This is a genomic window from Pseudomonas sp. GT1P32, from assembly GCF_054897805.1.
Genome location: NZ_CM142704.1, coordinates 4191285 through 4214471, shown reverse-complemented (window position 1 = coordinate 4214471; position 23187 = coordinate 4191285). Strand labels below are relative to the sequence as shown.

Genomic DNA, 23187 nt, shown 5'->3' with positions numbered 1-23187 from the left:
CTCGATAAAGAAAAAAACAGCCGTTGCATTATCACTAAGCCCACAGATAAAACCAGTCGCCCTTTCAGATAAGAGTGGCTTGATGTTTCTTTAACTTATAATTCCAACCCTTTTGTAGGGACATGGACGGCCGAATGTCTGCCACCTATCGCGATGCCATGCGTGCATCGCTGCTTTACCTGCTGCTTTCCGTCGTCTGGCTGGAGCTCAGTGGTTACTTATTGAACAGTTTCTTCGATAGCTCCGATGAGCTACTGCGATGGCAACTGATCAACGGTTACGTCTGGGTGGTGCTCAGCGCCGGGCTGATCTTCCTCGCCCGGGCGCGATTGTTCCGTTGCCTGGGGATCGGCGCCAAACTGCGTGAGCGCCATGAAGACCGGGAGCGTTTACGTCAGGCCGCTGCCGTGTTCGATTGCACCCGCGAAGGCGTGCTGGTCACCGACCGTAATGGGGTCATCGTCCATGTGAACCGCGCCTTCATGGAAATCACCGGTTATCAGTGCGAAGAAGTGTTGGGCCAGCAACCCAGCCTGTTCAAGTCCGGCCACCACCCGGCGAGTTTCTACCAGGCGATGTTCGCCACGCTCAACCGTTGCGGCGAGTGGAGCGGCGAGATCTGGAACCGTCGAAAAAACGGCGGGATCTACCCGCAATGGCAGACGATCCGCCTGATTCATGACGACCAGGGCCAGCTCAGCCACTACGTCGCGGTGTTTTCCGACATCAGCGCGATCAAGGATTCCGAGCACGAACTCAAGTACCTGGCGCATCACGATCCACTGACCGATCTGCCTAACCGTCTGCTGTTCACCGACCGTGCCGAGCAGGCATTGGCTTCGGCGCAGATCCAAAAGCGCGGCTGTGCGTTGCTGATGATCGATCTGGATCACTTCAAGATGATCAACGACAGCCTCGGGCACACAGTCGGTGACCAACTGCTCAAGGCCGTGGCCGAACGCTTGAAGGCCATGTTCGGACCGGGCATCACGCTGGCGCGGCTGGGTGGCGATGAGTTCGCCGTATTGGCTGAAAGTTGCCCGCAGCTGGTGCATGCCGCGGCACTGGCCCAGCGGATCGTCGACGGTCTCAAGGAGCCGTTCCACATTGACGGCCATCGGCTGTTTATCAACGCCAGCATCGGCATCAGCCTGTTCCCCAGCGATGCCTTGAGCGCTGAACAGCTGCTGCGTAACGCCGACTCGGCATTGTTCAAGGCCAAAAGCGCTGGTCGCGACGGTTACGCGCTCTACACCGAAGAATTGACTGCACATGCGCAACAGCGGGTCGAGACGGCATCCGAATTGCGCCGCGCGCTGGAGCAGCAGGAATTGCGGGTGTATTACCAGCCGGTTCACGACCTCAAGACCCGTCGCCTGGTCGGTGTCGAGGCGCTGGTGCGCTGGGAGCATCCGCAGCGGGGGTTGGTGTCGCCGGCGGAATTCATCCCCATCGCCGAGCGCACCGGATTGATCGCCGAGATCGATGCCTGGGTCATGCAGCAGGCTTGCCGGCAGATGTGCCACTGGCAGCAGGCCGGGGTGGCGTTGTCGTTTGTCGCGGTGAATGTTTCATCGCGCTTGTTCGCGCGCCGTGAGCTGTATCAGCAAGTGGCGCAGGTGCTGCGCGACACCGGGCTGGACCCCGCGTATCTGGAGCTGGAAGTCACCGAGAGTGCGGTGATGGACGACCCGGAAGTGGCTCTGGAGCAGATGCATCGTTTGCGCGAGCTCGGCGTACGGCTGGCCATTGATGATTTCGGCACCGGCTATTCGTCACTATTGCGACTCAAGCGTTTGCCGGTGCAGAAACTCAAGATCGATCAGGGCTTCGTCGCCGGATTGCCTTGGGATGACGACGACGCGGCCATCGTGCGCGTGATCATCGCTTTGGCGCAAAGCATGGGCATGCAGGTGCATGCCGAAGGGATCGAGCAGGTCGAGCAGGCGGGTTTCCTGCTGGAGCAAGGTTGCGATCTTGGCCAGGGCTACTGGTTCGGCCGACCGGTGCCGGCCGGGCAACTGGACTGGATGCACGCCCCCGAATCCTACTAACAACCCGATCCCCTGTAGGAGCCGGCTTGCTGGCGATGAGGCCCGTGAGATTTACGTAGAGCCCGAGGCCGCTATCGCCAGCAAGCCGGCTCCTACAAGGACCGTGTAGGGGCTGAAGTGGGGGCTGATTTTTGGATCCTCGATCCGTCGCGCAGACGTAAACCCTCGTCCCGGCAAATAATTTCTTTTGGTTATATAAACATTCTTAAATAGTCTTTTTAAGAATATCCGCACCTATCTACTATTGGCCTCACGCCGCAAGCAGTGCCGCCCACTGCCAGGCAACCTCTCAGTCGAAGGAGCAGCACCATGAGCGCATCCCTACGTAGCGTTGACGGTCAAGACGAAGCCACCATCTTGCGTGAGATCCAGAGCGCTCTGCGCGATCTGCGATTTGGCGCCGTGGAAATCACCGTACACAACGCTCAAGTGGTCCAGATCGAGCGTAAAGAGAAATTCCGTTTGCAGAACCCGAGCACTAAATCGAGCTAAGCAGCCGGCAACCGATTCCAGCACTTCATAAAAAAAGCCAACACACCAAGAATTCCAGGAGCTTTCACCATGTCGTCGATTCGTCATTTCGCTTTGGCCGCACTGGCCAGTGCCCTTTTTGCTGGTTCTGCGGTTGCCAAGGATTATGAGCTGCTCAACGTGTCGTACGACCCGACGCGTGAGCTGTATCAGGATTACAACGCTGAGTTCGTCAAGTTCTGGCAGAAAGACCATGCTGGCGACACCGTGAAAATCCAGCAGTCCCACGGTGGCTCGGGCAAGCAGGGCCGTGCGGTGATCGACGGTCTGCGTGCCGACGTAGTGACCCTGGCCCTGGCCGGTGACATCGATGAAATCGCCAAGCTCGGCAAGACCCTGCCGGCTGACTGGCAGACACGCCTGCCGGAAGCGAGCACGCCGTACACTTCGACCATCGTGTTCCTGGTGCGCAAGGGTAACCCTAAAGGCATCAAGGATTGGGGCGACCTGGTCAAGAACGACGTATCGGTCATTACGCCAAACCCGAAAACCTCCGGCGGCGCACGCTGGAACTTCCTCGCGGCCTGGGCCTATGGCCTGAAAGCCAACGGTGGCAATGAAGCCAAGGCCAAGGAATACGTACAAACGCTGTTCAAGCACGTACCTGTGCTGGACACCGGTGCTCGCGGTTCGACCATCACTTTCGTCAACAACGGTCAGGGCGACGTGTTGCTGGCCTGGGAAAACGAAGCCTTCCTGGCGCTGAAAGAAGACGGCGGCGCCGACAAGTTCGAGATCGTCGTGCCTTTGCTGTCGATCCTGGCCGAGCCTCCAGTGGCGGTCGTCGACAAAAACGCCGAGAAGAAAGGCAACGAGCAGATCGCCGAAGCGTACCTCAAGCACCTGTACAGCCCGGCCGGTCAGGAAATTGCCGCGAAAAACTTCTATCGTCCACGTGATAAGGAAGTCTCCGCCAAGTACGCCCAGCAGTTCCCGAAACTGGAGCTGGTAACCATCGACAAAGACTTCGGCGGCTGGAAAACCGCGCAACCGAAATTCTTTAATGACGGTGGCGTGTTCGACCAGATTTACTCGGCGCAGTAACCTGCAATAAGCCATAAACGAGCCCCGGATATACGTTCGGGGCTTTGTGCGTTCTCAACCAAGGACTTTTATGTCGCGTCGTATCTCCCCCGTCATACCCGGCTTCGGGCTGACGCTGGGCTACACCTTGGTGTACCTCAGCCTGATTGTGCTCATACCACTGGCGGCGATGTTCGTGCACGCCGCTCAACTCACCTGGGATCAGTTCTGGGCGATCATCTCGGCGCCCCGCGTGCTGGCAGCGTTGAAGCTGAGCTTCGGCACCGCGCTGTATGCCGCGATCATCAACGGCATCATCGGCACGCTGCTGGCCTGGGTGCTGGTGCGCTATACCTTCCCGGGTCGCAAGGTCATCGATGCGATGATCGACTTGCCCTTCGCATTGCCCACGGCCGTGGCCGGTATCGCGCTGACTGCGCTGTACGCGCCGAATGGTTGGGTGGGTCAGTTTGCTGCGGACCTGGGTTTCAAGATCGCGTATACCCCCCTCGGCATCACGCTGGCGCTGACTTTTGTAACGCTTCCATTCGTAGTACGTACGGTACAGCCAGTATTGGCCGATATCCCGCGTGAAGTGGAAGAAGCAGCGGCGTGCCTCGGTGCAAAACCCTTGCAGGTTTTCCGCCATATCCTGGTGCCCGCGCTGCTGCCTGCCTGGTTGACCGGTTTCGCGTTGGCCTTTGCCCGCGGGGTCGGCGAGTATGGTTCGGTGATTTTCATCGCCGGCAACATGCCGATGAAAACCGAGATTCTGCCGTTGCTGATCATGGTCAAACTCGACCAGTACGATTACACCGGCGCCACCTCCATTGGTGTACTGATGCTGGTGGTTTCCTTCGTCCTGTTGCTGCTGATCAACTTGCTGCAACGCCGTATTGAAACCCCATAAGGAGGCGCAGAAATGTCCCAATCATCTATTGCTGCTGCTTCCTCGAACGCTGCCCGCCGTGGCAGTGCCAATTCACGGCGAATCCTGATCGGCCTCGGCTGGCTGGTGTTTGCCCTTTTCCTGTTGCTGCCGCTAGTGATCGTGGTGTCCCAGGGTTTGAAGAATGGTCTGGGTTCGTTCTTCACCGCGATCCTTGAACCCGACGCGCTGTCGGCGCTGAAACTCACGGTCATCGCCGTGTTGATTTCGGTCCCGCTGAACCTCGTGTTCGGCGTCAGCGCCGCGTGGTGCGTGAGCAAATACTCGTTCCGCGGTAAAAGCATTCTGGTGACCCTGATCGACTTGCCGTTTTCGGTATCGCCGGTGATCGCCGGTCTGGTCTACGTGCTGATGTTTGGCGCGCAGGGCCTGTTCGGCCCGTGGTTGCAGGATCACGACATCCAGATCGTCTTCGCCTTGCCGGGCATCGTGCTGGCGACGATTTTCGTCACCGTGCCGTTCGTGGCGCGTGAACTGATCCCGCTGATGCAGGAACAAGGCACGCAGGAAGAAGAAGCCGCGCGCCTGTTGGGCGCCAATGGCTGGCAGATGTTCTGGCACGTCACCGTGCCCAATATCAAATGGGGCCTGATCTACGGCGTGGTGCTCTGTACCGCGCGGGCGATGGGTGAGTTCGGGGCGGTGTCGGTGGTTTCCGGGCACATTCGCGGGGTGACCAACACCTTGCCGCTGCACGTCGAGATCCTCTACAACGAATACAACCACGTGGCCGCGTTCGCTGTGGCGAGCCTGTTGCTGATCCTGGCGCTCTTCATCCTGCTGCTCAAGCAGTGGAGCGAAAACCGTATTAACCGCCTGCGCGCCAGCGCCGCGGAGGAATAATTCATGTCGATCGAAGTGCGTAACGTCAGCAAGAATTTCAACGCGTTCAAGGCCCTCAATGACATAAGCCTGGACATTCACAGCGGCGAACTCGTGGCGCTGCTCGGCCCGTCGGGTTGCGGCAAGACCACGCTGCTGCGGATCATCGCCGGTCTGGAAACCCCGGATCGGGGCAACATCGTGTTCCACGGTGAAGACGTTTCCGGCCACGACGTGCGTGATCGCAACGTCGGGTTCGTATTCCAGCACTACGCGTTGTTCCGCCACATGACGGTGTTCGACAACGTCGCGTTCGGCCTGCGCATGAAACCGAAAAACCAGCGCCCTAGCGAAAGCCAGATCGCGGTGAAGGTTCATGAACTGTTGAACATGGTGCAACTGGATTGGCTGTCGGATCGTTACCCGGAGCAGTTGTCCGGTGGGCAGCGCCAGCGGATCGCTTTGGCCCGTGCCTTGGCGGTCGAGCCGAAAGTGCTGCTACTCGACGAACCGTTCGGTGCACTCGACGCCAAGGTTCGTAAGGAACTGCGTCGCTGGCTGGCGCGGCTGCACGAAGACATCAACCTGACTTCCGTGTTCGTGACCCACGACCAGGAAGAGGCGATGGAAGTGGCCGACCGTATCGTGGTGATGAACAAAGGGGTGATCGAGCAGATCGGCTCACCGGGCGACGTCTACGAAAACCCGGCCAGCGATTTCGTTTATCACTTCCTCGGCGATTCTAACCGTCTGCATCTGGGCGAAGACAAGCACGTGCTGTTCCGTCCGCATGAAGTGTCGCTGTCGCGGCATGAGCTGGAGGATCACCACGCGGCCGAAGTGCGCGATATCCGTCCGCTGGGCGCGACGACCCGGGTGACGTTGAAGGTCGAAGGCCAGAGTGATTTGATCGAAGCGGAAGTGGTGAAGGATCACGACAGCCTGATCGGGTTGGCGAAGGGTGAAACCTTGTTCTTCAAGCCGAAGGTCTGGCAGAAAGTCGCCAACATCTAAAGCAAAAACTTCGCGGGCAAGTCGGATCGCCGCACCGCTCGCTCCTACAGGTAAACGCAATATCCTGTAGGAGCGAGGCTTGCCCGCGAAGGCGTCTTACGCAGCAGCGCGCTTCGGATTGACCCGAACACCCCCAACCCGCGCCTCGATCTGCTCTTTCAAATCCCGTCGCATCCCCAGCAAAAACGCCAGTTCAACCACCACAAACAACGGCCCGACAATCAACCCCGTCACATCATCGACAAACGCCGGTTTGCGTCCTTCGTAATGATGCCCGACAAACTGAATTGCCCAGCCGATCACAAACATCCCGACGCCGCTCGCCAGCCACACCAGCGTGCTTTGCTGTGCCAGCACATGACCTGCCCAAACGCACAGACCGAGCAGCACCGTCATCAGCACGCCTAAACGCAGTTCCAGGCGCAGGTAGAACCACGCCGATGCCAGCGAAACCAGCACCGCCGGCGAAAGCCAGCCTGCGGCCCATTGCGGCCGTGACAGCAACACCGCGACAGCGACCACAATCAACGGAATACCGATAAAGTGGCTGGCAATATTGCGCGGATCACGGTGGTAGGCGGCGTATTGACTGAGATGGTCAACGAGGCTTTTCATTGTTATTCCTCCTGTAGGGTGATTGATCATGCCCCGGGTTCACCGCTCGCTCTGTCAGCCAGACGACAATCTCCAGGAGTTTTCATGGACATGCAGGTTTGGCGTTCGCGCCTGGAAACGGGGCAGTGGTTCAGTCATCTACCGGTTCCTTTACAGAATAGTCTGTTGGCCAGCGCCAAGGTGCGGCGCCTGGCGTCGGGGCAGCGGCTGTTCAAGCGCGGCGATCCGCCGTGCGGCTTGTACGCGGTGCTTGAAGGTTCCGTTCGAATCGGCGCTGTCAGCGAACAGGGCAAGGAAGCGTTGTTGAGCCTCGTGGAGTCACCGCACTGGTTTGGCGAAATCTGTCTGTTCGACGGCCAGCCGCGCACCCACGATGCGTTCGGCGTCGGCCAGTGCATCCTGCTGCACATCCCGCAAACCGCGTTGCTGGCCTTGCTGGATGAGCAACCGGTGTACTGGCGGCAACTGGCGTTGCTGATGAGCCAGAAACTGCGCCTGACCTTCATCAACCTCGAACAGTTGAGCCTGATGCCGGCGCCTGCACGGTTGGCGCATCGCTTGCTGATGATCGCCGACGGTTACGGCGAAATCGCTCCGCCGCGGCGTGTGCTGCAACTGCCGCAGGAACAGCTGGCTTCAATGCTGTCGCTGTCACGCCAGACCACCAATCAGCTGCTCAAGGAATTGCAGGGGCAGGGGATTTTGAATTTGAAGTACGGTGAGATTGAGATTCTGGATGCCGAGCGGTTGCGGGCGTTGGCGGTTTTTTAAAGCTGCCTGGTGATTGGGGGTATATCCGTTGGTTTTGTTATGGCTGCAGGCGGTTTCGCCCCTACGGCGAGTCACTTGGAAGAGCCCCAAGTAACCAAGGGCTTTTGCCCCTTTCGTTCGGTGCCTCGCCCAGGCTCGGCATACCCTCGCTCCGGTCCTGCTCCGTGGGCCCGCCGCGATCGGCCATCCCTGGCCGTGCGCGGCTAACCCGGCATCCATGCCGGGTTGCCCACTGCGCAGAACCTGCGCTCAGCCTCTCGAGGGGGCGACTACCGCCACAGCCGCCGAGGCGGCCTGAAAGCCGACCTGGCTCATTTTGCGTACGCGTTGTCCTTCTCTGCTGCGCTCACTCATTCCGGACATGAACACCGATCCCCTGTAGGAGCCGGCTTGCTGGCGATGGCGTCCGTCCAATCAATAAACAGGTGACTGACCCACCGCTATCGCCAGCAAGCCGGCTCCTACAGGGGATCGTGTACATTCCGAACACATACGCATTACCCCGTAGGAGCCAGCTTGCTGGCGATGGCATCCGTCCAATCAACAAATATATAGGATGACCCACCGCTATCGCCGGCAAGCCGGCTCCTACAGGAAATCCGCGTACGCTTTTGATTTTCACCACTCATCAGGCCGAGCGTTAGCTCGCCTTCAGCTTTTGATCTGAGCGCCCCCTCGAGAGGCCGAGCGCTGGTTCTGCGCAGTGGGCAACCCGGCATGGATGCCGGGTTAGCCGCCCCCGGCCATGGATGGCCGATGGCGGCGGGCCCACGGAGCAGGACCGGAGCGAGGGCATGCCGAGCCACAGCGAGGCACCGAACGAAAGGGGCAAGAGCGCTTGGTTACTTGGGGCTTTTCCAAGTGACTCGCCGTAAGGGCGAAACCAATAGCCGCCATAACCGCAGAAACGGATATGTACCCCAAACCACAAACCCAACCCGCCGGTCACAGTAAAGGTGGGCTTTGTCCGCGAAGGCGCCTAGCCTGTGACGACGACAATCGAGGTGTGCCATGCGTGTGCTGTTAGTGGAAGACGAACCGGAGACCGCCAAACTCCTGGCCAGCGGCCTGAGCGAAGCGAGTTACTCGGTAGATGTGGCGCTCAACGGCATGGACGGCCGCCGCTTCATCGAGTCCGGCGAATACGAGCTGATCATTCTTGACGTCATGCTACCGGGGCTGAACGGCTGGCAGTTGCAGCAACAGATCCGCAAACTCGGCGAGACGCCGGTGCTGTTTCTCACCACCAAGGATGGCATTGAAGATCGTCTGCGCGGGTTGGAGCTGCATGAGGACGATTATCTGCTCAAGCCGTTTGCCGTGAGCGAACTGGTGACGCGGGTGCGCAAGTTGTTGCGGCGTAATCGTTGATGGGGATGTGGTGAATTGACGGACGCCTTCGCGGGCAAGCCTCGCTCCTACAGGTAACGGGGCGATCAAAAATGCCCGGCCAAACCCCTAACCTGTAGGAGCGAGGCTTGCCCGCGAAGAGGCCGAAACAGGCTGCACAAATTCACATCACCGCAACCCATCCCGAAACTGCCCCGGCGTCATCCCCGTCCAGCGCTTGAATGCGCGGCTGAAACTGCTCGTATCCGCAAACCCCAACAGATAACTGATCTCGCTCAACGAACATTGCGGGTCGCGCAGGTGCAGCAGCGCAAGGTTTTCACGGCTTTCATTGAGCAGCGTATCGAACCGGCAACCCTCATCTGCCAAATGCCGTTGCAGGCTGCGCAAGCTCAGGTGCAAGGCCTTGGCGATATGTTCGGCGCTGGGTTCGCCCTCGGGCAGCTGTTCTTCAATGGCGTCGCGGACCTTGCGCTCCCAGGTCAGGGGTTTGAGCTGCGCCAGCGTGCGTTTGAGCACGGTTTCGTTGTGTTCGGCCAGTTCCGGGTTGGCGTCGTCCAGGTGACTGTCGAAGTCCACCAGCGCAAACTCCAGCCGGTCTTCGTCGGCCGAAAAGTACACCGGTGAGCGGAAGACTTTGTGCCATTGATGCGCGTCGACCGGTTCCGGGCGACGCAGGTACACCGCGAGCGGCGCGTAGTCGCGGCCCAGTCGGTTGCGGCAGGTGCGCACGTAAATCGCGGTGAAAGCGTCTATGGCTTCGAACGCTGGCGCCGGGTTGCCTGGCGGGATTTTCAGGCGGAATCGATAGCGATCCTCGGTGCGGCTCAATTCAAGCTCCAGGGCATCGCTGACCACCTGGTGATAACGCACGATGCGCTCGAACACTTCGCGCAAACTGCCGCTGGCGACCAGCGCATAGCCGAGTGCGTGAAAGGTGGTCGGGCTGACGAATCGCGACACCCGCAAGCCGATCGCCGGATCGCCGCTGACCTGCACCGCGATTTCCCACAGCCGCGTAGTGCCCGACAACGGGTAACGGGCGTTCGGGTCGTCCATCAATTGCGGGTCGAGCCCCGCCTGGTGGCACAGCGCGGTGCTGTCGAGGCCCAGCGCATCGAGTTGCTTGCGCAGGGCGCGGGTCCAGCTGGCGAGGGAGGTCGGTTCAGTCATGCTGATTGGCGCTTCCGGTCAACAGGTTGGCGTCCACGGCTACCACCTTGTGAAGGTTCACACGGCAGGATGCGAACATCAATAACCAGAGGATGGAAGCATGGACGGTACTTCTGCAAGTCCCCAGCGACTGAATGCAGCTCAGCGATCTGCGCATATTCGCGAAGTGGTGTTGGCCAAAGGGGTCGAACTGCGTAAACGCTACCCGATTCTCAACCATCAGGACGCCTTGGGCGCGGGCATTCTGGCCTTTGCTTTGGCGGGAATGATCGGTTCGGCAGCGCTGTACATCAGCGGATGCATGGCCTGGTGGGCATGCCTGCTGCTCAACGCGTTCTTTGCGTCGCTGACCCACGAGCTGGAACACGACCTGATTCATAGCATGTACTTCCGTAAACAACGCGTGCCGCACAACCTGATGATGGGCCTGGTGTGGCTGGCGCGGCCGAGCACGATCAACCCGTGGATTCGCCGGCATCTGCACCTCAATCACCACAAGGTTTCCGGCACTGAAGCCGACATGGAAGAGCGCGCGATCACCAACGGCGAACCCTGGGGTTTTGCGCGGCTATTGATGGTTGGCGACAACGTAATGTCGGCGTTCATCCGCATGCTGCGGGCCCCGACCTGGGCCCACAAGTTCAGCATCATCAAGCGTGCGCTGAAGGTCTATGCGCCCCTCGCGCTGGTGCATTGGGGCGCGTGGTACGTGTTTCTCGGCTTCCACGCCGCTAACGGCGTCGCCCATCTGCTGGGAGCACCGATTGAATGGTCGGCGACCACGCTCTCGGTGATGCAGGTGATCGATATCGCGGCAGTGGTGATCATCGGCCCGAACGTGCTGCGCACTTTTTGCCTGCACTTTGTCAGCTCGAACATGCATTACTACGGCGATGTGGAGCAAGGCAACGTGATGCAACAGTGTCAGGTGTTGAACCCATGGTGGTTGTGGCCGTTGCAGGCGTTCTGCTTCAACTTCGGCAGCAGCCACGGGATCCATCACTTCGTGGTGAAGGAACCGTTTTACATCCGCCAGTTGACCGTGCCGGTGGCGCATAAGGTGATGCGTGAGATGGGGGTGCGGTTTAACGATTTCGGGACGTTCGGGCGGGCGAACCGGTTTGTGCGCAAGGAAGAAGTGCAGGGGCAAACGGTGGAGGGTGTGCGCGTCTGAGGGCCTCTTCGCTGGCAAGCCAGCTCCTACAGGGGGCTTGCTTGCCGGCGAAAGCGGTCGTTCTGCTCAAACCGCAACGCTGACATCCTGTTTATCCAACGCCACCAACGTCTCGATCATCGCCCGCGCAGCCGGTGACAAGCGGAACCCCGTGCGGCTGACAATCCCGCACCGCACGCTCATGCTCTCGATGTGCGGCGGCAGGTTTCGCCAGTGCAGCAGCACCAGCGAACCGTCGGCGATGTCCTCGACAAACGCTTCCTCCGTGCCTACTCCGATGGCGTTCGATTGCAGCACGATCCTGGCCAGCGCCGGAAAATGCTCGGTCTCGATGGTCGGTGAAAAATCGATCCGGCCGCTGAGGTTCGCCAGCAGTTTGCGAATACCCGGCGGGATCTGCGTGGTCGCCAGCGGGTAATCGAACATGTCGTTGGTCGACAGGCTTTCCTTGGCCAGCAGCGGATGCCCCGGACGGCAGAAAAACACACCGCGTTTGGGCGTCAGCGCTCGGGTCTGAAAGTTCGGATCTGCTTCGAAATGGCGAATGTCGGCGATGAAAAATTCGATCTCTTCACGACTCAGGGCGCGGCTGAGTTTTTCCCAGTTATCCACCTGAAAACAGGTGCGTATTTTCGGGTGGGCGCTGATGAATTGCGCCACCGCATCCGGCACCAGTTTTACCGCCGGTGCCGGGCCGCAGCCGAACCGCAGTTCACCGGCGTCGAGCTTGGTCATTTGCGTGACTTCGGCGTTTAGCAGTGCGGCGCCCTGTACCAGCGTCAGCGCATGTTGCAGCACCACCTGACCTTCCGGCGTGGGGCGCAAGTCCTTGTTGCCACGGTCCACCAGTGCACAGCCGAATTCCTGCTCAAGCCCTTGAATGCTGCGACTGAATGCCGGCTGAGTGATGCCCATGGCGTCGGCTGCCCGTACGAAACTTCGGTGTTCGGTGAGGGCAATGAAGTAACGCAGCTGACGAAGATCCATAGGTTTTTCCCGGCATCCTGAAACGACCTCGATGGCATGTGCGACGAGCGTGGTTGAGGTTTTTTAAAGGTAATCGCTTATTCCGTCAACGAAGCAATCAAATAACTATTAGATGATAAAAGAATATCAATAGAGCGTTGCCCCTGCCGCCCGATTGCCGGCGCTGCGGCCTCCTGGCCGTGAAAATGGCTCTTAAATCATGCCTTTGGTGAATATTTTCGATGCCTTAAAGGCATGTGATTTCCGCCTGTTGTCCGCAGCCCTTGCCGGGCAAGGCTTGTAGCAGATGACCGGTCTTTGATATTCGTTTTCGGTCTATACATAACTTTAAAGATTACTTTCTGAGATAAGCGTCTGCCTCAATGATTCACCCATCGATACGTCGTCGGGGGATGTCTGGCACGACGTTTCGGTTATCCGCAAAGAGACCGCAGGGAGTTAAGCAATGGGCAATGTCCAGACCGCCGCCAGCGCACACGAGGTGCTGTGGCGCCAGGCGCCAGGTGGCGAGTTGGTCGACCTCGGCCGGGTGCACCGAGTGCCCTTGGGGCAGCTGCGTTTGCAGCGTGCGCCCAAGGGCATTCTGAGTCGCCGGGAAACGATTCTGCTTGGTGTGCTGGCGCTGCTGGTGCATGGCGCAGTCATCTATTGGGTCAATCAGCAGCCGACCAAGGCATTGCCGATCGTGCCGCCGGAAATTCCGCCGATGACGATTGAGTTCTCGCGTCCGGCGCCGCCCGTGGTCGAGCCGCCGCCACCGCAGCCGGTGCAACCCGTGGTCGAGCCACCGCCGCCGGTGGAAGACGAACTGGCCGTGAAGCCGCCGCTACCGAAACCGATTCCCAAGCCAAAGCCGGTCGCCAAACCTGTGCCGAAACCGGTGCAAAAAGTCGCCCCGCAACCGCCTGCGCCGCCACAACCGGCAGCCCCTGTCGCGGCCCCGGCGCCACCTGCACCACCGGCGCCCGCGCCGGTGACGCCTGCCTCGGCCAATGCCGCGTACCTGAAAAACCCGGCGCCGGAATACCCGTCGCAAGCCGTGCGTCGCGGTTGGGAAGGCACGGTGTTATTGCGGGTACATGTGCTGGCCAGTGGTAAGCCTGGCGAGATCCAGATCCAGAAAGGCAGTGGTCGCGATTCCCTCGATGAGGCGGCGATCAATGCCGTGAAACGTTGGAGTTTCGTGCCGGCCAAGCAGGGTGACGTCGCCCAGGACGGCTGGGTCAGCGTGCCCATCGATTTCAAGCTTCATTAAACCGAAACCAAATTCGCGCGAAACGTTTACACGAGGAACTCATCATGACGTTATTGGCATCTCCACTTGAATCCATCGAAAGCGCGGTGATCTGGCTGCTGGTGGTTTTTTCCGTTGCCACTTGGGGCCTGGCGCTGCTCAAAGGCGTGCAGTTCGGCCGTCTCAAGGTGCAGGACCGAAAGTTTCATAAGCAGTTCTGGGCTGCGTCGAGCCTTGATTCGGCGGCGGAGCTGGCCGAGACCCAGCCCGGCGCGGCGGCTCGTGTGGCCCAGGCCGGCTACGCGGCAATACAGGTAGGGGAGGCGCCACAAGCGGCGGATTTGAGCCAGGCGATCAACCATCAGGATCGTCTTGAGCGCGCCTTGCGTCAGCAGATCGTGCGTGAGCGCCGCTCGCTGGAAACAGGTTTGGCGGTGGTCGCAAGTATTGGCAGTACATCGCCGTTCATTGGTTTGTTCGGCACTGTGTGGGGAATCATGGAGGCGTTGAAAGGAATCAGCGCAGCAGGTTCAGCCAGCCTGGAAACCGTGGCCGGGCCGATTGGCGCGGCGCTGGTGGCGACCGGTGTGGGGATCGCCGTCGCGGTACCGGCGGTGCTGGTTTACAACTACTTTTTGCGTCGTCTGAAACTGACGGCGGCGGACCTGGATGACTTCGCCCATGACTTCTACAGCTTGGCGCAAAAGAGTTCGTTCCGCGTGCTGATTCATCCGACGGCGCATAAAACCGCCGCATCGGGCAGCGCGCAGAAAGTGAAGGAGGCGTCCTGAGATGGCTTTCTCCACGCAAGACAGCGATGAGGTGCTGAGCGAGATCAACGTGACACCGCTGGTGGATGTGATGCTGGTGCTGCTGGTGGTGTTTATCGTCACCGCGCCGCTGCTGACCAACGCGATCCCGATCAACCTGCCCAAGACCGAGGCCGTGGCGCCGGTGGAGCAGAAGGACCCGCTGGTCGTGAGCATCGACGGTGCCGGGAAACTGTTTATCAACAAGTACGAGATTCAGCCGGACTTGCTGGAGTTCAACCTCAAGTCGGCGAAGGCCAAGGATCCCGAAGTGCGCGTGCAATTGCAGGCGGACGACGGGGTGAATTACGGCGAAGTGGCGCGAGCCATGGCGTCGATTGAACGGGCAGGGATTACCAAGTTGTCGGTGATTACCGCACGCTGACCGATTTTCGATTTTCCGGGGCCGTCTCCTTGGCAGGGTGCGGCCCCTTTTTTATGCCTCGAGAAAACACACGGTCCTGTAGGAGCCGGCTTGCTGGCGATCGCGTCCGTCCAGCCAATGAAAATGTTGTCTGACACACCGCTATCGCCAGCAAGCCGGCTCCTACAGGTCGTGTGCCTTTAATATTCTTTATGGGTCTTAATAAATAGCTTCTTATTCCTTAACGAATATAACTCTCCTCCCTATACTCGATCAGGAACAGACACGCAGCAGGAGAGTTCCCCCATGCGCAACGAATCAATTCGCTATCTGATTGTGCCGGGCTGGCAAGGATCGCCAGAAGATCATTGGCAAAGCCACTGGCAGAACAGCTTGCCGAACAGCGCGCGGGTGGAGCAGGCCGATTGGCTGACTCCCCGTCGTGAAGACTGGGTGGCGGCATTGGCCGAGGCGATTGCCGCTGACAGCACGCCGGTGATTTTGATTGCTCATAGCCTGGGTTGCATCACGGTCGCGCATTGGGCGGCCACTGCACCGCTGAATTTTTTGCGCCAGGTGCGCGGTGCCTTGCTGGTTGCACCGGCAGACGTCGAGCGCCCGGCCTGCGCGCCAGCCTTGCGCAACTTCGCGCCGATTCCGACGAACCTTTTGCCGTTCCCGAGCCAGGTGGTCAGCTCCGACAACGACGCCGCTGTCAGCGCGCCGCGTGCGTTGGAACTGGCACGTAACTGGGGCGCCGAGGCAGGAATACTGTCGGGTGCAGGGCACATCAACGTGAAGTCCGGTCATCAGCGCTGGGAGCAGGGTTTTGCTTATCTTTATCGCCTGCAAAACCGCATGGAACATCACGCCCTGCGCCGCGCTTGAACCTTTTCTTTTTTTAACATCGCCCCCCGTCTCCCGGCGGTTTTGGGCGGGAGTCTGCCATGAGTTTTGAAGCCTTCGGTCAGCCGCTGCTGACCTTTCCCGACGCAGAAAAAAGTCCGCTGAGCATCCGCGCCAAGGCGCTGGTGTTCGTCGATCCGCGCTCGCGTCAGTTGCGCGCCGAGCTGGAGCAACTGGCCCCGCGTTCGATCTCCGTGTTGATCCGTGGCGAAACCGGCAGTGGTAAAGAACTGCTTGCGCGGCACATCCACCGCGCCAGTGATCGCGGTGGGTTGTTTGTGTCGGTCAATTGCGGTGCGATCAGCCCGACCTACGCCGACGCCGAATTGTTCGGTTATGCCGCTGGCAGTTACACCGGTTCGGCGAGCAGTCGTGCTGGCTGGTTCGGTTCGGCCAATGGCGGCACGCTGTACCTGGACGAGATCGGCGACTTGCCGTTGCCGATCCAGATCAAGTTGCTCGCCGCGCTGGAAAACCACGAAGTCACCCGCGTCGGCGCGCATCAACCGAGCCCGGTGGACGTGCGTCTCGTGGCCGCGACCAGCATTGATCTGGCGCAAGCCGTGGCTGCCGGGAAATTCCATGAGCGGCTTTATCACTACCTCAGCGAAGGTCAGTTGGAACTGCCGGCGTTGCGTGAGCGGGTGGGCGATATCCTGTCGTTGTCCGAGTACTTCCTGGGCATCTACAGCCAGCGCCTGGACCTGCCGGTGCCGCTGATCAGCGAAGCCGCGCAGCATGTACTGGAGCGGCACAGCTGGCCGGGCAATACCCGGGAGCTGGAAAACGTCATTCACTTTGCGTTGCTGGTCAGCACTGGCGACGAGATCCTGCCCGAACATTTAAACCTGCCCGAAGCACCCGCGCCGTTGACGCAGATCGAGCAGCAGCTCCAGCACATCCTCACCAAAGGCACGGCTGATGAACAAGCCGCCCTGAAAAACCTCCTCAAAAACACCGCACTCTTGTAGGAGCCGGCTTGCTGGCGATCCAGACAACGCGGTGTATCAGGCCGGACGCCTTCGCGGGCAAGCCTCGCTCCTACAGATCACGAACACACCGCGCTCTTGTAGGAGCGAAGCTTGCTCGCGAACCAGACGACACGGATTTTCTGGAAGGACGCCTTCGCGGGCAAGCCTCGCTCCTACAGGTGAGTACGGCAAAATGAAGCCAACGCTTGTACTAGAGCTGTATGAACAAAATGGAATATGAAAGTGAATAAAAGATATTGTTCGGGAATAAAAAATCCCGGTATTGTCCGCTTCACGCCAGCGATAGCACTTCACTGGCACTCGTACTAAACAAGCCGTCGTCGATGACGACCGTGATTTTCGATAAGGACACTGCATGAAAAAGGTTCTGTTGTTCACCGCATTGGCGGCTGCCCTGACCGCGGGCCTGGCCCAGGCTGGCGAGAAACTGGTAGTTGCGGCGACCCCGGTCCCACACGCCGAGATTCTGGAGCTGATCAAGCCAACCCTCGCTAAAGAAGGCGTGGACCTGGAAATCAAAGTGTTCACCGACTACGTTCAGCCAAACGTACAAGTTGACCAGAAGCGTCTGGACGCCAACTACTTCCAGACCCTGCCGTACCTGAAAAACTTCAACGAAGGCAAAGGCACCAACCTGGTGACCGTGATCGGCGTTCACGTTGAACCGTTCGGTGGCTACTCGAAGAAGTACAAAAAACTGGCTGACCTGCCAAACGGCGCGACCATCGCTCTGCCGAACGAAGGCAGCAACAGCGGTCGTGCTCTGCTGCTGTTGCAGAAGGCTGGCCTGATCGAGTTGAAAGACCCGAAAAACGCTTTGGCTACTCCGAAAGACATCGCCAAGAACCCGCACAACTTCAAGTTCAAGGAACTGGAATCGGCCATGTTGCCGCGCGTTCTGGACCAGGTTGACCTGGACCTGATCAACACCAACTACGCGTTGGAAGCAGGTCTGAACCCGGCTAAAGATGCGCTGGTGATCGAAGGTGCTGATTCGCCTTACGTGAACTTCCTGGTGGCTCGTCCAGACAACAAGGACAGCGTAGCCATCCAGAAACTGGCCAAGGCGTTGACCAGTCCAGAAGTGAAAGCCTTCATCGCCAAGAAATACAGCGGCGCAGTACTGCCGGCGTTCTGATTGGACGCAGCATCAAACCCCTTCAAGGTTTCGAACGCCGACGGCTAGCAATAGCGTCGGCGTTTTTTATTGCGCGTGCACATTCCAAATGTAGGAGCGAGCCTACTCACAAAGGCGGCACCCTTGTAGGAGCCGGCTTGCTGGCGATTCAGACAACTCGGTGTATCAGGCCGGACGCCTTCGCGGGCAAGCCTCGCTCCTACAGATCACGGACACACCGCACTCTTGTAGGAGCCAGCTTGCTGGCGATTCAGACAACGCGATGTATCAGGCCGGACGCCTTCGCGGGCAAGCCTCGCTCCTACAGATCACGAACACACCGCACTCTTGTAGGAGCCTGCGTGCTGGCGATTCAGACAACGCGGTGTATCAGGCCGGACGCCTTCGCGGGCAAGCCTCGCTCCTGCAGGGGATAGGCGTGCTCCGGAGGCTTAGGCCGCCCTGGCCTTCAGCGCCCTGCGCAACGCCACCAGCAGCTTCACGATGTCTTGCGGATCAAGCCGTTGCGGTACTTTTACGTCAGCCATGTTCTCTTCCTTGTGATGGTTCGGCCGGGAGTCTGGCCAAAAGCTGTGCGTCCTTGGAGGGCTATTCCGAAAAAAAGATCCTTCCTACAGCGAAAAGGAAAATAGTCGTCTTCCCCCTTCTCGGCAAATTCACCGGATAGTTTTTTGCGTGATATCAATATGCTTTAACGGTATTTAAATTCCAGTTCTTATACCTTTAAAGTCGGTACCTGCCGGGAGGTTATCCACCGCCCATGGACTGCGCCACCGTCGCTTACCGAGCGACGTCCAGGATGTTCAATGAACTTCGATTACGCTTTTATCCTCAGCACCCTGCCGGCGTTTCTCAAGGCCGTGGGCGTGACGCTGCAGGTCGGCTTCATCGCCATCGGCACCTCGTTGCTGGTGGCCTTGATCAACGCGACGATCCTGGTGTTCCGCACGCCTTACCTGCAACGCCTGGTCGGGTTGTACGTAGAACTGGCGCGCAACACGCCTCTGCTCATTCAACTGTTCTTCGTGTATTTCGCCTTGCCGGCGCTGGGCATCAAGGTGTCAGGCTTCACGGCGGCGATTATCACCATGACGTTCCTGGGCGGCGCTTACCTCACGGAAGTGCTGCGCGCCGGGGTGGATGCGGTGCCCCAGGCGCAGCTCGAATCCGGTCGCTCCATCGGCTTGTCCCACGGGCAATTGCTGCGCTACGTGATCCTGCCGCAGGCCGGCATCCTCAGCCTGCCGTCGCTGTTCGCCAATTTCATTTTCCTGCTGAAAGAGACCACCGTGGTCTCGGCCGTAGCGGTTCCGGAAATTCTCTACACCACCAAAAGCTACATCGCGCTCTACTACAAAACCTACGAAATGCTTGCCGTGCTGACGCTGATTTGCGTGCTGCTGTTTTTGCCGCTGTCGCTGCTGCTCAGCCGTCTGGAAAGGAGGCTCCAGCATGGCCAGTTCGGGTCTTGAGTTGCTGTGGGTGTCGTTGCCGCAATTGGGCAAGGGCGCTACGCAAACCCTGTCGATCTCTTTCCTGAGCATCGCCATCAGCACCGTCGGCGGTGTGCTTTACGGCGTTTTGCGTACGCTGAATTCGAAATGGCTGAACGCGATTTTGCGCGTGTATCTGGAGCTGTTCCGGGCGATCCCGGTGCTGGTCTGGTTGTATCTGCTGTTTTTCGGTCTGCCGATTTTCTTCGGCCTGAGCATTCCAAGCTTCTGGTGCGCGGTGCTGGTGCTGTCGCTGTGGGGTGCCAGCGAAGTCGGTGAAGTGGTGCGCGGTGCCTTGCATTCATTGCCACGCGGTCAGCGTGAAGCAGGCCTGTCGATCGGCTTGAACGGCCCGCAACTCTACGGCTACGTGCTGCTGCCCCAGGCGCTGAAACGCATGACCCCGCCAACCATCAACGTCTACACGCGGATCATCAAGACCAGCTCCCTGGCGGTGCTGATCGGCGTGGTGGACGTGATCAAGGTTGGCCAGCAGATCATCGAACGCACCTACGAATCCGTGCTGATCTACGGCGCGCTGTTCCTGTTTTTCTTTTTCATCTGCTACCCGCTCTCGGCCGCCTCGCGCGTGCTGGAGCGGCGCTGGACGCAAGCATGAGCGCATTGATCGAATTCAAGGGTTTCAACAAGTTTTTCGGCGAGCAGCAGGTGCTCGACGGTATCGACCTGAAGGTGAAATCAGGCGAAGTGATCGTCATCCTCGGCCCCAGCGGCTGCGGTAAAAGCACCCTGTTGCGTTGCCTCAACGGGCTGGAAGTCGCGCACAGCGGCAGCCTGACATTTGCCGGTCGAGAGTTGCTGGATAAAGGCACCGACTGGCGGGAAGTGCGGCAGCAGATCGGCATGGTGTTCCAGAGCTATCACCTGTTCCCGCACATGAGCGTGCTCGACAACCTGCTGCTCGGCCCGGTCAAGGTGCAAAAACGCGAGCGTCGCGAAGCCCGGGATCAGGCCGAAACCTTGCTGGCGCGCGTGGGCCTCTCGGACAAGCGCGACGCCTTTCCTCGCCAGCTCTCCGGCGGCCAGCAGCAACGCATCGCCATCGTCCGTTCGTTGTGCATGAACCCCAAAGTCATGTTGTTCGATGAAGTCACCGCCGCCCTCGACCCGGAAATGGTCAAGGAAGTGCTGGAAGTGATTCAGGGATTGGCCCGCGAGGGCATGACCCTACTGATCGTCACCCACGAAATGGCGTTTGCCCGCGCCGTGGCTGACCGCATCGTGTTCATGGATGCCGGGCGAATCCTTGAACAAAACCCTCCCGAGATTTTCTTTACGAACCCGCAAACCGCACGAGCGCAGCAGTTCCTGGAGAAGTTCTCCTACGTCGCCGCACTACCCAAAACGACTCAAACAAAGGAACTGGAACTGCCATGAAAACTGCCAAGTCTTCTCTACTGCTATTCCCACTGCTCGGCCTCGCGTTGCTGGCCGGCTGCAACAAAACCGAAGAACCCGCGAAGCCGAAAGTCGCCAGCGAAAGCACCGCGCCGGCCAGCTACCTGGACAAAATCAAGGCGCGGGACAAGTTGATCGTCGGCGTTTTCACTGACAAACCGCCGTTTGGTTTCGTCAATGAAGCCGGGCGTTACGTTGGTTTCGATACTGACATCGGCCGTCAATTTGCCAAGGATCTGCTTGGCGATGAGAACAAAGTTGAGTTCGTGGCGGTGGAACCGGCGAGCCGGATTCCATTCCTGCAAAGTGACAAGGTCGACCTGATCCTGGCCAACATGACCGTGACCCCGGAGCGCAAGGAAGCGGTGGAATTCACCAATCCAAACCTGAAAGTTGCAGTACAGGCATTGGTGCCACAGGCCAGCGAAGTGAAAAACCTCGATGACCTGGCGACCCGCACCACCATCGTCACCACCGGCACTACGGCGGATATCTGGCTGACCAAGAATCACCCGGACTGGAAACTGCTGAAGTTCGAGAAAAACTCCGAGTCCCTGCAAGCCCTGGCCAACGGTCGTGGCGATGCCTATGCGCAGGACAATCTGGTGCTGTTCAGCTGGGCCAAGCAGAACCCTGGCTACCGCGTACTGAGCCAGACCCTGGGCGCCGAAGCGCCGATTGCACCGGCGGTGAAGAAGGGCAACATCGAGCTGCGTGACTGGGTGAATGCCGAGTTGGCGAAGCTGGGTGAAGAGAAGTATCTGCTCAAGCTGTACGACCAGTATGTGCGCAAGGAATTGAGCGATGACACCAAGCCTGAGAGCGTGATTGTCGAGGGTGGGAAGTGGCAGGGGTGATTCTGTAGGTTTTGCAGCGGTCTTTCGACCGCTATCGCCGGCAAGCCGGCTCCTACACGTGGATCACCGCGGTCCTGTAGGAGCCGGCTTGCTGGCGATTGGTTTCAGCGGCACCGCTCAATCCGGCCAATACCACGCCGGTTCATCCAGCATCCGCTGCCCGACAATCCCGGTCTGGCCCAGATTTTTCTCCAGCACGATGCAATTGCACTCGGGACTCTCCTGTAGCGCCGAAATCAACCGCCGGGCATGGGACACCACCCACACCTGACACTGCTCCGACGCGCGGATAATCAAGCGCGCCAACGCCGGCAACAGGTCCGGGTGCAGGCTGGTTTCCGGTTCGTTCAGCACCATCAGCGTCGGTGGGCGCGGTGTCAGCAGCGCCGCCACCAACAGCAAGTAACGCAACGTCCCATCGGACAACTCCGCCGCCGACAACGGGCGCAACAACCCTTCCTGATAAAACTCGATGGCGAACCGGCCGCCCGCCAGCGGCTCGATATGCAGCCGTGCACCGGGAAACGCATCGCTGATGGCGTTGCGCAAAGCTTCGGGGTCGCCAATCTCGATAATGGTCTGCAACGCCGCCGCCAGGTCTCTGCCGTCGTGGTGCAGCACCGGGGTGCGGGTTCCCAGTTGTGGCTGACGCACCGGCGCGTCGGCGTCGCTGCGAAAGTGATCGTAGAAGCGCCAGCGGCGGATGAACTCACGCATCTCCAGCACCTCCGGCGAGGTACGCAAGCTGCCTACCTGATCGAACAGGCTGTCGAAAGTCGGCGTGTGTTGAGCCAGAACATCCCAGCTGCGGTTGGCTCGGGTGCGGATCATCGGGCCGTCGCGATCCACCAGCAGGCTCGCCGGACGATAATGCGCCCCGGCCCACAGGCATTCACGCTTGATTTGCGGATCGAGGCTGAACCGTGACGCAATGGGTGTGCTGCACCCGGGCAACATGAAATGACCGTTGGAATCGGGCAGCCCCAGGCTGATCGAGTAACCGAAGTCGTCCCCGGCAAACCCCAGGCGCAAGCGTTTGACGCCGTGGCGAACGGTCGCCTCGATCGGCGCTTCGCCGTTGCGCATGCGCCGGGTGATGGTTTCCGGCCCGGCCCAGAAGGTCGAATCCAGGCCGCCTTCGCGGGCCAACGCATTGACCACGCCGCCCTGAGCGGTTTCCGCCAGCAGACGCAACGCCCGGTAAAGGTTGGATTTGCCACTGCCGTTCGGCCCGGTGATCAGGTTCAGACGACCCAGCGGAATCACCAGTTTATTGATCGAGCGGTAATTGGCCACCGCGAGGGTTTTGAGCATGGGAAGCTTCCTGCTATGTGATCGCCCAGTTTGCCTTATTGCCGGGAACAGGGAGTTCCCCTTGTGGGAGCGAGCCTGCTCGCGAAGGCGGTGTGTCAGCCGAAGGAGATGTCGACTGACAGACCGCCTTCGCCGGCAAGCCGGTCTCGCTCCTACAGAGAGTGCAGCAAACCTGTGCACCTGTTGAACCCTGTTCTA

The 23187-nt window shown here is 59.5% G+C and carries 23 protein-coding genes; 19 read left to right on the top strand and 4 right to left on the bottom strand.

What is annotated here, in order from left to right; all coding sequences use genetic code 11:
- The first annotated feature begins 134 nt into the window (after positions 1–134).
- From dibA to ACYZUC_RS19230, 6 genes are all read left to right on the top strand, one after another.
- Positions 135–2054, top strand: coding sequence for a phosphodiesterase DibA (gene dibA, locus ACYZUC_RS19255; RefSeq protein WP_461989691.1), 1920 nt, complete (start codon positions 135–137; stop codon positions 2052–2054).
- 309 nt (positions 2055–2363) lie between these two features.
- Positions 2364–2546, top strand: a complete 183-nt coding sequence (gene oscA / locus ACYZUC_RS19250) for a sulfur starvation response protein OscA (protein WP_008034086.1) — start codon at positions 2364–2366, stop codon at positions 2544–2546.
- A gap of 69 nt (positions 2547–2615) precedes the next feature.
- On the top strand, positions 2616–3629 hold the full coding sequence (locus ACYZUC_RS19245; RefSeq protein WP_461989690.1) for a sulfate ABC transporter substrate-binding protein: 1014 nt from the start codon (positions 2616–2618) through the stop codon (positions 3627–3629).
- A 70-nt stretch (positions 3630–3699) separates the two neighbouring features.
- The gene (gene cysT, locus ACYZUC_RS19240; protein ID WP_007899634.1) at positions 3700–4518 is read left to right on the top strand and encodes a sulfate ABC transporter permease subunit CysT; all 819 of its coding nucleotides are present in this window, start codon (positions 3700–3702) and stop codon (positions 4516–4518) included.
- Between the two features lie 12 nt (positions 4519–4530).
- The gene (gene cysW / locus ACYZUC_RS19235) at positions 4531–5400 is read left to right on the top strand and encodes a sulfate ABC transporter permease subunit CysW (protein WP_461989689.1); all 870 of its coding nucleotides are present in this window, start codon (positions 4531–4533) and stop codon (positions 5398–5400) included.
- Between the two features lie 3 nt (positions 5401–5403).
- Positions 5404–6393 carry a sulfate/molybdate ABC transporter ATP-binding protein gene (locus tag ACYZUC_RS19230; RefSeq protein ID WP_461989688.1) on the top strand — a complete coding sequence of 330 codons (990 nt, stop codon included), beginning with the start codon at positions 5404–5406 and terminating at the stop codon, positions 6391–6393.
- Between the two features lie 96 nt (positions 6394–6489).
- Here ACYZUC_RS19230 and ACYZUC_RS19225 read toward each other — a convergent pair whose 3' ends face one another.
- On the bottom strand, positions 6490–7008 hold the full coding sequence (locus ACYZUC_RS19225) for an Mpo1 family 2-hydroxy fatty acid dioxygenase (protein WP_008039690.1): 519 nt from the start codon (positions 7006–7008) through the stop codon (positions 6490–6492).
- 84 nt (positions 7009–7092) lie between these two features.
- On the opposite strand from ACYZUC_RS19225, the gene ACYZUC_RS19220 reads away from it, so the two are divergent.
- Both ACYZUC_RS19220 and ACYZUC_RS19215 read left to right on the top strand, forming a co-directional pair.
- The gene (locus ACYZUC_RS19220; RefSeq protein WP_461989687.1) at positions 7093–7779 is read left to right on the top strand and encodes a Crp/Fnr family transcriptional regulator; all 687 of its coding nucleotides are present in this window, start codon (positions 7093–7095) and stop codon (positions 7777–7779) included.
- A 1011-nt stretch (positions 7780–8790) separates the two neighbouring features.
- On the top strand, positions 8791–9150 hold the full coding sequence (locus tag ACYZUC_RS19215) for a response regulator (protein ID WP_461989686.1): 360 nt from the start codon (positions 8791–8793) through the stop codon (positions 9148–9150).
- Between the two features lie 147 nt (positions 9151–9297).
- Here ACYZUC_RS19215 and ACYZUC_RS19210 read toward each other — a convergent pair whose 3' ends face one another.
- A complete protein-coding gene (locus ACYZUC_RS19210) occupies positions 9298–10302 on the bottom strand; it encodes an AraC family transcriptional regulator (RefSeq protein ID WP_461989685.1) in 1005 nt (334 codons plus the stop codon).
- Between the two features lie 100 nt (positions 10303–10402).
- On the opposite strand from ACYZUC_RS19210, the gene ACYZUC_RS19205 reads away from it, so the two are divergent.
- A complete protein-coding gene (locus ACYZUC_RS19205) occupies positions 10403–11476 on the top strand; it encodes a fatty acid desaturase (protein WP_461989684.1) in 1074 nt (357 codons plus the stop codon).
- A 66-nt stretch (positions 11477–11542) separates the two neighbouring features.
- Here the strand turns inward: ACYZUC_RS19205 and ACYZUC_RS19200 are convergent, their stop codons facing one another.
- A complete protein-coding gene (locus ACYZUC_RS19200; protein ID WP_461989683.1) occupies positions 11543–12463 on the bottom strand; it encodes a LysR family transcriptional regulator in 921 nt (306 codons plus the stop codon).
- A gap of 445 nt (positions 12464–12908) precedes the next feature.
- On the opposite strand from ACYZUC_RS19200, the gene ACYZUC_RS19195 reads away from it, so the two are divergent.
- The 10 genes from ACYZUC_RS19195 (at position 12909) to ACYZUC_RS19150 (ending at position 21675) form a co-directional block, all read left to right on the top strand.
- A complete protein-coding gene (locus ACYZUC_RS19195) occupies positions 12909–13718 on the top strand; it encodes an energy transducer TonB (protein WP_461989682.1) in 810 nt (269 codons plus the stop codon).
- A 44-nt stretch (positions 13719–13762) separates the two neighbouring features.
- Positions 13763–14488, top strand: coding sequence for a MotA/TolQ/ExbB proton channel family protein (locus ACYZUC_RS19190; protein ID WP_008045247.1), 726 nt, complete (start codon positions 13763–13765; stop codon positions 14486–14488).
- A 1-nt stretch (position 14489) separates the two neighbouring features.
- Complete coding sequence (locus tag ACYZUC_RS19185; RefSeq protein WP_461989681.1) at positions 14490–14891, top strand: ExbD/TolR family protein; 402 nt, start codon at positions 14490–14492, stop codon at positions 14889–14891.
- A 285-nt stretch (positions 14892–15176) separates the two neighbouring features.
- Positions 15177–15758 (top strand): alpha/beta hydrolase, encoded by a 582-nt coding sequence (locus ACYZUC_RS19180; protein ID WP_008045246.1) that lies wholly within the window; start codon positions 15177–15179, stop codon positions 15756–15758.
- A gap of 59 nt (positions 15759–15817) precedes the next feature.
- On the top strand, positions 15818–16747 hold the full coding sequence (locus ACYZUC_RS19175; RefSeq protein WP_461989680.1) for a sigma 54-interacting transcriptional regulator: 930 nt from the start codon (positions 15818–15820) through the stop codon (positions 16745–16747).
- A gap of 376 nt (positions 16748–17123) precedes the next feature.
- Positions 17124–17906 (top strand): MetQ/NlpA family ABC transporter substrate-binding protein, encoded by a 783-nt coding sequence (locus tag ACYZUC_RS19170; protein ID WP_008032521.1) that lies wholly within the window; start codon positions 17124–17126, stop codon positions 17904–17906.
- 806 nt (positions 17907–18712) lie between these two features.
- Positions 18713–19378: an amino acid ABC transporter permease gene (locus tag ACYZUC_RS19165; RefSeq protein WP_008032519.1), complete on the top strand. Its 666-nt coding sequence runs from the start codon at positions 18713–18715 to the stop codon at positions 19376–19378.
- Complete coding sequence (locus ACYZUC_RS19160) at positions 19359–20018, top strand: amino acid ABC transporter permease (protein ID WP_461989679.1); 660 nt, start codon at positions 19359–19361, stop codon at positions 20016–20018. The genes ACYZUC_RS19165 and ACYZUC_RS19160 overlap by 20 nt, the downstream gene beginning before the upstream one ends.
- Positions 20015–20797: an amino acid ABC transporter ATP-binding protein gene (locus ACYZUC_RS19155; RefSeq protein ID WP_008032517.1), complete on the top strand. Its 783-nt coding sequence runs from the start codon at positions 20015–20017 to the stop codon at positions 20795–20797. The genes ACYZUC_RS19160 and ACYZUC_RS19155 overlap by 4 nt, the downstream gene beginning before the upstream one ends.
- Positions 20794–21675 carry a transporter substrate-binding domain-containing protein gene (locus ACYZUC_RS19150; protein WP_461989678.1) on the top strand — a complete coding sequence of 294 codons (882 nt, stop codon included), beginning with the start codon at positions 20794–20796 and terminating at the stop codon, positions 21673–21675. The genes ACYZUC_RS19155 and ACYZUC_RS19150 overlap by 4 nt, the downstream gene beginning before the upstream one ends.
- 117 nt (positions 21676–21792) lie before the next feature.
- On the opposite strand, the gene ACYZUC_RS19145 is transcribed toward ACYZUC_RS19150, so the two are convergent.
- Complete coding sequence (locus ACYZUC_RS19145) at positions 21793–22989, bottom strand: AAA family ATPase (RefSeq protein WP_461989677.1); 1197 nt, start codon at positions 22987–22989, stop codon at positions 21793–21795.
- Between the last annotated feature and the right edge of the window lie 198 nt (positions 22990–23187).